This window comes from Pelagihabitans pacificus, from assembly GCF_009371985.2.
Classification (GTDB): Bacteria; Bacteroidota; Bacteroidia; order Flavobacteriales; family Flavobacteriaceae; genus Pelagihabitans; species Pelagihabitans pacificus.
This window is the reverse complement of the sequence record NZ_VIKU02000001.1, coordinates 1088047-1100871: the sequence shown is the minus strand read 5'-3', so window position 1 is coordinate 1100871 and position 12825 is coordinate 1088047. Positions and strand designations below refer to the sequence as shown.

Below are 12825 nucleotides of genomic sequence, written 5' to 3'. Positions count from 1 at the left end.
GAGCTTGAGGTGTGAGTTTTATATCCTGGCCTGATAGGTAAAGAGGTTAAAATATCTCCCTTCTTTGGCTATCAATTCCTCATGCGTGCCCTGTTCCGCGATTCTTCCTTCTTCGATGACCAAAATTTGGTCGGCTTTTCGGATCGTACTGAGTCGATGGGCAATCACAAACGTAGTTCGTCCCTTGGTCAATTCAGCCAAACTTTTTTGAATCAAAGCTTCACTTTCAGTATCCAAATTGGAGGTTGCCTCATCCAAGATTAGGATTTTCGGGTTGGCCAGCACTGCCCTGGCGATGGCAATCCGTTGTCGCTGCCCGCCGGAAAGTTTGATGCCGCGCTCCCCGATCAAGGTGTCTAGCCCGTCTTCAAAGCGATCGGTAAACTCATCGACATACGCTGCCTTTACGGCCTTTTGCAAGTCGCTATCGCTGGCATCCGGTCGAGGAAAAAGAATGTTCTCCCGGATGGTGCCTTCAAATAAAAAATCATCTTGGAGCACCACTCCCAAGTAGTTCCGAAAACTCTCCAGGTCTACTTTCGACAAATCATGCCCATCGATTCGCACCGTTCCTGCCTGTGGCGTAATAAAACTGGCCGCCAAGCCTGCAATAGTACTCTTGCCGGAACCGGAACTACCCACCAGGGCAACCACGGAACCCGATTTTACCTCGAAACTAATGTTGTGCAATACCTCCTTGTCTTCCTCGTAAGCGAACGAAACATTGTCGAAAACCATATCGCCTTTTACCGACGCCAATTGAACAGTACGCTGTGATTCATCCGCTTCCGCTGTCTTGTTCATCAATTCCTCGGTACGGTCCAGTCCTGCCAGTGCTTCGGTCAATTGGCTTCCGATATTGCTCATCTGTACAATGGGTGCCACCATGAGCCCCAGTAAAAAGGTGAAGGTGAGGAATTCGCCAACGGTCAGCTCATCCATCATAATCTTGTATCCACCAATTCCCATAATCCCTGTCGTGGCAACCCCCAAAAGAAAGATAGAGGAACTCGTCATCGCCGCTGTCGCGGTCAAACTCTTCTTTACATTTTGGTAGAGCCGGTGTACACCCTCTTCGAAAACATGGTGTTCCTGACCCTCCGCCCCAAAACCTTTAATGATTCGAATACCGCCCAAGGTTTCCGTGAGTCTTCCAGTAACCTCGGCGTTGATTTTGCCCCTATTCCGGAAAATGGGACGGATGACTTTGAATGCCTTTAAGGCGATGATGGCAAAAATAGCTAGAGGAATCAACGCAAAGAGGGTCATGCTCCAGCTGATATTCAACAACAAGATCAAAGAAACTACGGCCGTGACGGTACCCCCTACCAATTGTACCAAACCTGTACCGATCAGGTTGCGCACCCCTTCTACATCGGTCATGATGCGGGAGACCAATTCGCCTGATTTGGTGTTGTCAAAAAAGCGAATGGGGAGTGACAATACTTTTTTTTGAACCTGCGCCCGTAATTCGGAAATCATGTACTGGGCCTGGACGCTGAGGATTCTTGTCAATAAAAAGGAGGTGACCGCCTGTACAAAAATCGCTAGGATGACTACACCTACCAGTAATTTTAGAAAGTCGATATCTTTGTTGGGAATGATATCGTCCATCAAGTATTTGAGCGACATAGGTGCCACAAAACTTGCCGCTTTGCTAATGACTATCAATAGCAGCCCTATGAATACCAGGTTTCTTCTGGGCCAGATGATAGTCTTGAATGCTTTGAGAATGCTAACTTTTTTGTCGGCCATGAGGCAAGGAATTCATTTATAAAGGCCACAAAGTTAACGTAAAAAGATGGAGGGTCGGCCGTGTTGCCGGAATGGTACAAATAGAAGTCTCCAAAATTCCATTTTAGGGTCATTCCGGGCTCGGTAGAAAAATATACTTCGGCAAATTAAGCATGTTTTCACAGCGTTTCGGAGTGCATACGATGACAGGATGTTTTTGGATGGAAACCTTCCGGGCACCTCCTAACACCTATCTTCAAATTCGTGACTACGACCAAGTGTACTATTCGCCTAGCGAATGATTTTCTCCCGTCTTAAGAACGTATCCAGGCTATCGGCAATATCAAAACAATGGCTAAATCTCGAAGAGGCATTACAAAACCGGGAGTCTTCCTTGTGGGCATTGCATTCGAAACCTTCTAAATACACTTCTTCGAAATGGTTGTTGATATCTTTGCATTTTTGGTACAGGCTATCGATGGTTTCGTCAGCATCCAGATTGGTCCCATTCAGCATTAGAAATCCTTTTAGATAGTTTTGAATGGCAAACTGGGAATTGCTACAGACCAAAGCTGTAACTACGTCTTCTTCCGGTCTGCAGAGCTCATCATTGGCCTCCCTTAATTTTTGAATGGCCTCATCAAATAATGTGGTAGCTATATCTTCCATCATCGGTCTATTTTAAAGGTTAAACATTGTTCATTATAGGTTCATTCAAACGCGATTACATACTTCTAAAAAGCTCCAATCGTTCCCATCGTGTTTCTACTTCTTCCTGGGCCTGTTGTAGCAGTGCCTCCCCTAACTCGGCATTTTCCTTGACAACTCTTGAAAAACGGGTTTCGTTATACATGAAATCGCTAAGGGGCGCGGTGGGTTCTTTGGAATCCAGTTTAAACTTCTTGCCTTTGGGTTTCGAGGGGTCGAAACGGAACAAGGGCCAATAACCGGTCTCAACGGCTTTTTGTTGTTGCAGGGCTCCATCCTTTAGATCATAGCCATGTTCCCCACAGTGAGAGTATGCCACGATCAACGAAGGTCCGGGATAGGCTTCGGCTTCCTCGATTGCTTTGAGCGTTTGTATATCCTTTGCTCCCATGGCTACCTGGGCGACATAAACGTTCTCATAGGATACCGCCTGCAACGCCAAACTTTTTTTACTGGTGCGTTTGCCCGATACCGAAAACTTGGCACTGGCCCCAAGGGGGGTCGCTTTGGAGGTTTGGCCACCCGTATTCGAATAGACCTCGGTGTCCAGGACCATAATATTGATATCCTCCCCGGATGCCAGTACATGGTCTACACCCCCGTATCCAATATCGTAGGCCCAACCGTCACCACCCAAAATCCAGACCGATTTCCTTCTGAGGTACTCCGTCATTTGGCGTAATTTCTTGGCGTTGGGATCTTCGCTGGTTTTCAATAGTTCCTGAAGGGCCTCCAGTTGCTTGAATTTCTCGTCCCGTTGCGTTTCGTTCGCTTCCTGGTTGTTCAGGATAGCTTCCACGAGTTCGGTGCCTACCAAGGATTCCAATGATTGGAGCAATTGTACCGCTATCTCCTGTTTTTTGGATAACGCCAGTTTCATACCGAAACCAAACTCGGCATTATCCTCAAAGAGCGAATTGGCCCAGGCGGGACCGCGCCCTTCCTTGTTCTTTTTATAAGGAGTGGTGGGTAGGTTACCACCGTAAATTGAGGAACATCCAGTGGCGTTGGCAATCAAGATACTATCCCCATAGAGTTGGGTCAGCATTTTAATATAAGGGGTTTCCCCACAGCCCGAACAGGCCCCTGAAAACTCAAAGAGCGGTTCTAGAAACTGGGACCCCTTGACATTGGTAATCTGCAAGGCGGTTCGATCGTAGTCCGGTAAATCGATGAAGTATTCCCAATTTTTATCCTCTACAGCGTCAAAATCGATTTTTCGATGCATATTGATCGATTTGAAATCTGCTATTTCCTTGCTTTCTGCAGGACAAACCGCTACACAAAGATCACATCCGGTACAGTCTTCCGGCGAAACCTGTAGCACATAGGATTCCGTTTCACCGTTAAACGGTCTTCCTTTGGCCGGCACGGCTTTTAAGGTGGTAGGCGCATCTATCAAATCTTCGTTGCGCACCACTTTGGCGCGAATGGCCGCATGCGGACAAATAGCCACACACTTGTTACATTGGGTACAAAGACCTGCATCGTCCCATATCGGTATATAATCTGCGATGCCTCGTTTTTCGTACTGGGAAGTGCCCGTGGGGAACGTCCCATCGACAGGGAAGGCACTGACCGGAAGCTCATCTCCTTTCCCAGCCAATATTTTTCCCAAGATATCCCGGACGAACGGGTCGTCGGTGCCTGTCATCATAGGCTTGAGCTTCCTGTGATTGGTCACCCGTTTCGGATAGTCGACCTTTTGTAGATTTTCCAAGGAGGTATCCACCGCATCGAAATTCATCTGCACGATCTTATCCCCTTTGTGGGCATAAGATTTTACGATGGCATTCTTAATTTTTTCGATGGCCTCCTCTTTTGGTAAGATGCCCGAAATCGCGAAGAAACAGGTCTGTAGCACCGTATTGGTGCGTTTCCCCAATTTTGCCTCATGGGCTACCTTGGTCGCATCCACGACGTAGAATTCCAGCTCGTTTTCGATAATTTCCTCCTGCATCCGTTGGGGCAGTTTGTCCCAGATCCCCTCCTTGGAATAGGGAGCGTTCAAAAGAAAGGTACCTCCTTTTTTGATGTTCTTGAGGATGTCATACTTTTCAATAAAATTGAATTGATGGCAGGCGATAAAATCCGCCTTGTGTATCAGATAGGACGAGTAAATCGGTTTTGGGCCAAAACGCAAATGGGAAACCGTTTGGGCACCCGCTTTTTTGGAGTCGTACACAAAATATCCTTGTACATAGTTGTCCGTGGTTTCCCCGATGATTTTGATGGAGTTCTTATTGGCGCCTACGGTACCATCGGAACCAAGCCCATAGAACATACAATTAAACGTATTCTTGACGGTCTGCAAGCGTTCACCGACTTCAAGACTGGTATGCGACACATCGTCGTTGATACCGATGGTGAAGTGTTTTTTGGGTGTTGGTTTGTCCAGTTCGTCATAAACGGCCTTCACCATGGCGGGGTCGAATTCCTTGGAAGATAGCCCATATCGGCCTCCGATAATGGTAGGCATGGCCCTCTCACTTTCGGCAAAGGCTGCAACCACATCCAAATAAAGGGGCTCCCCAGTGCTACCGGGTTCCTTGGTTCGGTCCAAAACCGCCACTTTTTTGACGCTTTTCGGTAGGGCGTCGATAAAATGACCGATGGAGAAGGGCCTGAACAATCGAACGATGATAGCACCTACCTTTTCGCCATTTTTGACCATGGTATCTACCGCCTCGATGACCGGACCTTGGCCAGATCCCATGATGACGATTACTTTTTCGGCTTCTTCATGGCCGACGTAGTAGAACAAACTGTACCTACGACCAGTATGCCCGTAAAACTCGTTCATGGTGTCCTGAACGATTTCCGGTACCTTCCCATAATAGGTGTTGGCCGCTTCCCTTGCCTGAAAGAATACATCGGGATTTTGCGAGGTGCCTCGCACTACCGGATGGTCGGGATCTAACGACCTATTTTTATGAGCCATGACGGCCTCTTCAGGTATCATCGCTTTGATAACGTCGTCCGGAATCGAATCGATCTTGGAGATTTCATGGGATGTCCTAAACCCATCGAAAACATTTAAAAATGGCACACGTGATTTTAAGGTAGCTATTTGGGCAATCAGGGCGAAATCCATCGCTTCCTGTACCGAACCTCCGAACAACATGGAAAACCCGGTTTGCCTGGCTGCCATGACGTCGGAATGGTCCCCGAAAATGGAGAGCGCGTGGGTCGCCACCGTCCGCGCCGCCACATGAATGACCGAAGGTAGTAGTTCCCCGGCTATTTTATACATATTGGGAATCATCAAAAGCAATCCCTGGGATGCCGTAAAAGTGGTGGTCAAGGCACCTGCCTGTAGCGATCCATGAACCGCTCCCGATGCGCCGCCCTCACTCTGCATTTCCACGATTCTCGGAACATTGCCCCAAATGTTCTTCTCACCTTTGGAACTGAACACATCTACATGTTCCCCCATGGGGGAAGCTGGCGTAATGGGATAAATGGCGCAAACTTCATTGGTCTTGTGGGCTACTCTTGCAACCGCTTCGTTCGCGTCACAAATGAGTTTTGGAAAGTCTTTTTTCATCAGTAAGGAATTATTGGGCCGGACAAGCTTACCAGCATGTAGGTCGACTTCTCCGGACACCCGTATTGGTTAACTTCGTAGCATAGGACGAAAAGCTATTCGAACTGTATGCCATTGTATTCCCGCAACGTTTTTCACGGCAGGGAGTTTCAGTAAATTGTTATAAAAATAGCCCGCAAATTGCGGGTAGAATATGATTAATGTCAGCTAATACGCTAGGATTGGCCCTCAAAAGAAGCGCCCTGATCTTTTTGGGATCAGGGCGCTCGCAGAAGTCATGTCGAACTACATCGACTAGGAAGTTAGGGTATACACGGATTGGTATATTTCTTGTTATTTACTCATTATACAACCACGCCTTTTTGGCTAGTAGTTGTTCCTCGGTCTCCACATGGTCCTCATCGGGCACACAGCAGTCGACCGGACAAACGGAAGCACATTGAGGCTCATCATGAAATCCTTTGCACTCGGTACACTTATCGGGTACGATGTAATAGAATTCATCGGAAATAGGGTCGTTTGGGGCATCCGCATCCACTTCGTGCCCATTAAATGGTACGGTAACGGTACCACTGAGATCGGTGTCATCGGAGTAGGACCATTCCTCATCCGGTTCGTAAATCGCATGGTTGGGACATTCGGAAATACAGGCATCGCAATTAATGCATTCGTCGGTGATGATGATAGCCATTGGAATCGGTTTTAGAATATAATGCATAAAATTACTGCTCTTAAACCCTCTTATTAATGATAAAAATCATGTTTCATCTTAATTGGTAAAACTATTTTTGGGTAGTATTCACATATCTAAGTCGTTTAGACTTTTTGTTTGTAACCGAAAATTTTGGCTTTTGCGCCGTAATGAAGTGATTTTTTGTAGCATAGTCATTGCTACGGTACTCAAAAATGACAAAATTAGGGTGTAAAATGTATAGTTTGCAGGTAAAGCAAAAAGTTTAAAGGACTTCATCATTCTTAAACTGAGTGTCCTATGGCCATCCCACGTCTTTTAGCCGATGCCGAGAAAGGCAATGAAATCTTGGAGGCGGTCGTGATCCGCTTTGTAGGGGACTCCGGAGACGGTATGCAATTGACCGGTACCCAGTTTACCGATACCTCGGCCATGTTTGGCAACGATGTGGCCACCTTTCCCAATTATCCTTCTGAAATACGGGCACCGCAGGGCAGTCTGTACGGCGTTTCCGGCTTTCAAGTGCATATCGGAAGTATCGAAGTGAGCACCCCGGGCGACAACGTCGATTTGCTGGTGGCCATGAACCCGGCGGGATTAAAAACCAATTTGTATGCGGTAAAACCCGGACATACCATTATTGTGGATACCGATTCCTTCAGTAAAAAGAACCTGGAAAAGGCGAAGTACGATTCGAACCCCTTGGAAGATGGGAGCCTGGAAAACTATCGGGTCATCGAGGTAGAAATGACCTCCTTGACAAAGGAGGCTTTAAAGGACATAGAAGGCATCGACAACAAAAGCATTACCCGTAGCAAAAATATGTTCGCCTTGGGGATGGTCTACTGGATGTACCACCGTTCCCCGGAATACACCATTGATTTTTTAAACAAAAAGTTTAGGACACAACCCCTGATCGCAGAAGCCAATACCAAGGTCCTGAATGCGGGCTATTACTTTGCGGAGACGTTGGAGTTGATACCCAACTCCTATACCATCGCACCAGCAAAAATGGAGCCGGGCACCTACCGCATCATCTTGGGAAACACGGCCACTGCCTGGGGCTTTTTGGCCGCGGCCGAAAAATCGGGTTTGGAACTCTTTCTGGGTTCCTATCCCATCACCCCGGCCACCGATATTTTGCACGAGCTGGTAAAACATAAGCATTTTGGGGTAAAGGCCTTTCAGGCCGAAGACGAAATTGCCGGAATCACTTCCGCCATCGGGGCGGCCTTCGCTGGCGATTTGGCCATTACAACCACCTCCGGCCCCGGTCTTGCCCTTAAAACGGAGGCCTTGGGTCTTGCCATGATGATCGAACTGCCCCTGGTCGTGGTGAATGTGCAGCGTGGGGGGCCCTCCACAGGACTGCCGACCAAAACGGAGCAGTCCGATTTGCTGCAGGCCCTCTACGGCAGAAACGGGGAAAGTCCGGTAATCGTTATTGCGGCGAGTACGCCGGCGAACTGTTTTGAATATGCCTATCAGGCTTCCAAGCTGGCCTTGGAGCATATGACCCCGGTAATTCTGTTGACCGACGGCTATATCGCTAACGGATCGGCCCCATGGAAGATCAAGACCGTGGCCGAAATGCCGGAAATCAGGAATAATAAAGTGACCGGGAACGGGGAAGAGTGGCATGCCTACGACAGGGATGAAGAGACCCTGGCCCGCAGTTGGGCCGTTCCGGGAACCAAGGGCTTTGAACACCGCATTGGAGGGCTGGAGAAGGATCAGGTCACCGGCAATGTTTCCTACGTCCCTGAAAATCATGAGTTCATGACCAAAATACGGGCCGAGAAGATCAAACGGGTCGAAAACTATATCCCGGACTTGACCACCGAATTTGCGGGGGAAGGGGATGTACTGGTCATCGGTTGGGGCGGTACCTATGGGGCTTTGCATACCGCCGTAAAGCAGTTACAAGAAGAAGGGGTCGATACGATTGGATTTGCACATTTCAACTACATCAATCCCCTGCCCAAAAACACGGAGGCCATTCTTGGAAAGTTCAAAAAAATCGTGGTATGTGAACTGAACAACGGGCAGTTCGCCAAAGTGTTGCGCATTCACTTTAGCCGCTTCGAATTCTTACAGTTCAACAAGATACAGGGTTTGCCCTTTGGCAATGACGAGCTGATTCAAAAATTTAAACAGTTACTCCCCAAATGATGGAAACGACTACGGAAGAAAAATATATGTTCAAGGATTTTGTCAGTGATCAGGAAGTACGTTGGTGTCCGGGCTGTGATGATTACGTCATCTTACGTTCCCTACAAAAAGCCCTCCCCGAGATGGGGGTGCGGAAAGAAGATGTTGTCTTTATCTCGGGTATCGGTTGCTCCTCCCGTTTTCCCTATTATATGGATGCCTATGGCATGCATGGCATTCACGGGCGTGCGCCGGCCATCGCTACGGGGGTCAAATTGGCCAACCCCGACCTGAGTGTTTGGGTGATTACGGGCGACGGGGACAGTATGGCCATTGGGGGCAATCATTTCATTCATGTGCTGCGTAGGAATATGGATTTGAACATCATCCTGTTCAACAACGAGATTTACGGACTCACCAAGGGGCAGTTTTCACCTACTTCGTTAGTGGGGCAGAAAACAAAATCGTCGCCTTATGGCAATACCCAACCCCCCTTTTTACCAGGTGAATTGGCAATAGGCGCCCAAGCGCGTTTTTTTGCACGCATCGGGGGCAATATGCCCAAGGAAATGACCCAAATTTTTATCGAGGCCGAAAAATTCAAGGGTACGGCACTGATAGAGGTGCTGCAAAACTGTGTAATTTTCAATAATGGCTGTTTTTCGAAATACACCGATAAGACGGTTCGCGATGATCAGCAGTTATTCATCGAACACGGCAAGCCAATGCTGTTTGGAAAAGATAGGGAGAAGGGATTGGTCTTGAACGGACTAAAACTGGAGGTGGCCACCATCGGCGAAAACGGGGTGACCCAAGAAGACATTTTGGTCCACGACGCCAAAGAGCAAGACCCCACGCTGCACCAGATGTTGGTACGGTTGGAATATCCTTTGGTGACCGGCATCATTCGTAGTTTTGTGGATGTGACCCTAGGGGAGCGCGAGGATGCGCTGACCGCACAAGTAAAGGCCGATTCGGAGTTTACCAAAACGGACGACCTCTTCTTTTCCGGGGAAACCTACGTGGTGAAGTGATCAATACCTTTCTAAATACACTACCGAGAAAATCATCATTTTCCTTGACTACCGGGAAGCCGTTGTGTTCGGGTTGTCGATTTTAACTCGATAATCCAGATTTAGATGCTTGGACATCCTAACGAAAGGTGTACAAATCTACGTTGAATTTCCATTTAATGCCTTGTGGGCTTGTCCACGCCTTCGCGGAGCCGTTTGTGCCTCCGCTAAAGCTATGGCGACACACGGACGGCGGACGAGGGTCCCGAGGTCGTTTACTATGATTTTGTCGTGGACATTCCCAATAGGAAATGTTCTTAAGAAATCCAGTCGAATTACTAGTTCATAGGTTGAAGTTGATAAGCATGTCGTCATGAAATGGTGGCCTTGTTGATAGTTGGTTTTTTAACGGACCTAAAAGCGCTAAGATCCTAATTACTATCAAAGACAATTACATTTTCCTGGTCATTGTAGTATATGAAAAGTCTTGAGTTTTTTATTTCGTAATTAGTTGCCCCGCTGATGCGAAATAAATCCGTCCATTCGGGTTCATTGATAAATGTTGTTGAGATTGGTCCGATTGAGATTTTTCCGTTCTCTCCAATTGTATAGCTGCCCTGATATTGATTGGTCACCCTAATCCCAGAAATAGCTCCTTCACCGCGGTCATTCGGTTCTGTAAAATTCGCGGTAATGTCCCCGTTATTGATGTCGGGCCAAGTATTTTCGTCCGTTTTACTTATTTTCCTATCACCGTCTATGTAATAGATTACCTTCCAACTTCCGGTCAAATCATAAGAAATGTCATTGTCGTCTTTTGAACAATTACCGAATGCGATTAAGGTAATTGCTGAAAGTAATAAAATCCTAATGGAGTAATAAGCTTTCATATGTTGTTTTCTTCAATGATATGAAATCAATGATACGGTTGCGTTGATCCATGGGTCAGTTTGGTGCCAATACGATTCTTTGAGCGGGATGACCCTACCCTTTGGTACCTCTAATCGTCCAAACCAGTATACAGCATAGGAAAATAACAATCGCCATGCATTTTTCAAAGTAGGTTTCGATGAAAATGTTTCCAAGAGTGTTGATGGCGATAGTCGGATTCGATTCAAAGGTCCTTTTGACTGGGTTGCTCGTTACCCGGATGTTTTATAGCGTGCTACAAAACGTTGGAGTAGTATTTTGGGGACGGGCGTATGGGTGCGGCGAACCGCAGCAATTAAACTTTCGGCTTCTTCCGGATCAAAATAGCCATGGTTCCTATAGGTGTGGATACGGAGGATAAACTCATCGGCATCGGCTTCCGGATGGAATTGGGTGGCGTAGATGTTCTTGTTTACCCGGAACATCTGAACAGGGCAGGTGGGGGAAGAACCTAAAAGCACTGCACCCTTGGGTACGATATCACAGGCTTCCTTGTGGCCTACCAAGGCGGAAAAAGTGCGTGGCAGACCCTTTAACAGCGGGTCTCGCATTCCTTCTTCGGTCATGGTCACGTCGACACTCCCGATAGGTTCGCCATAGGTAGTCGATATAGGTGTCCCACAGTAGCTGCCTAGGAGTCCGTTGCCCGAGCAAGCCCCCAAAAAAGGGAAGTCCGAAGGGACTACCTGGTCGAATAAACCGTGATAGAAGACCTCGATGGCTTTTTGGGTATTGCTTTTGTCCTTTTCGGGCAAACTGACGTCAAAAGGGCTCCCACCGGCAATGATGGCCGAATACCGCCGAAGGTCGATGCTGGGAATGCCCTGTTCCAGGCGAAACCGGTCTACTTCGTAGGGCTGTAAACCGCCCACGCGTAGAAAGGCTTCAAATTCGCTATCGGCGGCGACATCCTCGGGCCGCATTTGCAGCAGTAAAATTTTTTTGTCGGAAGCTATTTTCATGTATCCCAAAGGTACAAAGCTCCTTTGTATGCCGGGCAGGCATTTCTAAGATTCCAAAGGAACGATCAAAACGGGAATGTTCGATTTTTTAATGATTTCCCTGGAAACGCTTCCCATAAGTGCCTGGTACAAAAAACCGTGTTCATGGTGTCCCATAATGATAAGATCGATATGGAGTTTTTTAACTTCTTCCATAATCGTTGCGATGGCAGCGCCCTGTAACAATAGGGCCGTGGCCGTTATCCCTTGTTTCTGAAGTTCGGTCGCGTATTCCTGTAATTGCCGATGTTTTTTTCGAAGTTGTGATGCACGGCTGTCCCTAGTGTTTTGAGGACCGATATCGTAGCCGACAAACGCGGGATCGGCTGCGGCCACATGGATGAGCCATACTTTTGAATCAAATTTTGTTGCCAATTGAACGGCCTTGTCCAAGAGTGGGGTTTCGTCCCCATTAAAATCAATCGCAACCAGTAGATTTTCCATGTCTTTTGTTTTAAGGAGTTTCTCGGGCAAGGTTCCTATCTCCCACAGGAAACAGCTAGGGCACAATCTTGCATAGTGCCCAGCCCTAAGGTAGCAAAAAAGTGTATATTTCCGTAACTCGATGACGGAGCATATGGAGCAACGATTCTCTAAAAGAAAATGGTTTTGGACCGAAGGGCATATACCCAGTCTTCGGGAGTCCCCCGCGGTGTTTTCACCCGTACTCGGGATTTATTTGCTCCTACGCCTGCCCTGACTGTGAACGTCAAGCCTCGTGTCGAATTGAGTGTTGGTGCCCTTGGTTCCTCAAAGCCTTGTTTTGCCTTCACCTAATTGCTGCGACGAACAACGTTTCCGAGGTAATTTTCCGGATACGTCGTTGAAAAAGGTTATCAGTCGACCAAAGGGGCCATGTTCCTCCAGCGCATCGAGAACTACCGTTGGTTTTTTGATATGAATGTGGTGTCCGCTATCGACAAGGAGTTACCCAATTTTTTTATTTTAATATTTAGCAAAAATTCCTTCCCCTCATTGGTTCTACAGAATCGTTCTTATCCGCATGCATTTGGTTCCATTTTGCCAAATGCCAAGTCCTATCCCATTGTG

At 47.5% G+C, this 12825-nt stretch carries 9 protein-coding genes; 2 read left to right on the top strand and 7 right to left on the bottom strand.

Annotation, left to right across the window (positions count from 1 at the left end; genetic code table 11):
• Window positions 1-18 precede the first annotated feature (18 nt).
• From FK220_RS04825 to FK220_RS04810, 4 genes are all read right to left on the bottom strand, one after another.
• Window positions 19-1755 (bottom strand): ABC transporter ATP-binding protein, encoded by a 1737-nt coding sequence (locus FK220_RS04825; RefSeq protein ID WP_152573129.1) that lies wholly within the window; start codon window positions 1753-1755, stop codon window positions 19-21.
• 270 nt (window positions 1756-2025) lie between these two features.
• The gene (locus FK220_RS04820) at window positions 2026-2406 is read right to left on the bottom strand and encodes a hypothetical protein (RefSeq protein ID WP_238718898.1); all 381 of its coding nucleotides are present in this window, start codon (window positions 2404-2406) and stop codon (window positions 2026-2028) included.
• Between the two features lie 52 nt (window positions 2407-2458).
• Complete coding sequence (gene nifJ / locus FK220_RS04815; RefSeq protein ID WP_152573128.1) at window positions 2459-5989, bottom strand: pyruvate:ferredoxin (flavodoxin) oxidoreductase; 3531 nt, start codon at window positions 5987-5989, stop codon at window positions 2459-2461.
• A gap of 337 nt (window positions 5990-6326) precedes the next feature.
• A complete protein-coding gene (locus tag FK220_RS04810; protein WP_152573127.1) occupies window positions 6327-6680 on the bottom strand; it encodes a 4Fe-4S dicluster domain-containing protein in 354 nt (117 codons plus the stop codon).
• A gap of 300 nt (window positions 6681-6980) precedes the next feature.
• Here FK220_RS04810 and FK220_RS04805 point away from each other — a divergent pair, with 300 nt between their 5' ends.
• Together FK220_RS04805 and FK220_RS04800 are read left to right on the top strand one after the other, a co-directional pair.
• Window positions 6981-8852: a 2-oxoacid:acceptor oxidoreductase subunit alpha gene (locus FK220_RS04805; protein WP_152573126.1), complete on the top strand. Its 1872-nt coding sequence runs from the start codon at window positions 6981-6983 to the stop codon at window positions 8850-8852.
• On the top strand, window positions 8849-9865 hold the full coding sequence (locus FK220_RS04800; RefSeq protein ID WP_238718897.1) for a 2-oxoacid:ferredoxin oxidoreductase subunit beta: 1017 nt from the start codon (window positions 8849-8851) through the stop codon (window positions 9863-9865). The genes FK220_RS04805 and FK220_RS04800 overlap by 4 nt, the downstream gene beginning before the upstream one ends.
• A gap of 410 nt (window positions 9866-10275) precedes the next feature.
• Here the strand turns inward: FK220_RS04800 and FK220_RS04795 are convergent, their stop codons facing one another.
• The 3 genes from FK220_RS04795 to FK220_RS04785 all read right to left on the bottom strand — a co-directional run bounded on the left by FK220_RS04795 (window position 10276) and on the right by FK220_RS04785 (window position 12219).
• A complete protein-coding gene (locus tag FK220_RS04795) occupies window positions 10276-10734 on the bottom strand; it encodes an META domain-containing protein (protein WP_152573125.1) in 459 nt (152 codons plus the stop codon).
• Between the two features lie 252 nt (window positions 10735-10986).
• Complete coding sequence (locus FK220_RS04790; protein ID WP_152573124.1) at window positions 10987-11736, bottom strand: glutamine amidotransferase; 750 nt, start codon at window positions 11734-11736, stop codon at window positions 10987-10989.
• A gap of 45 nt (window positions 11737-11781) precedes the next feature.
• Window positions 11782-12219 carry a universal stress protein gene (locus FK220_RS04785; protein WP_152573123.1) on the bottom strand — a complete coding sequence of 146 codons (438 nt, stop codon included), beginning with the start codon at window positions 12217-12219 and terminating at the stop codon, window positions 11782-11784.
• Window positions 12220-12825: the final 606 nt, after the last annotated feature.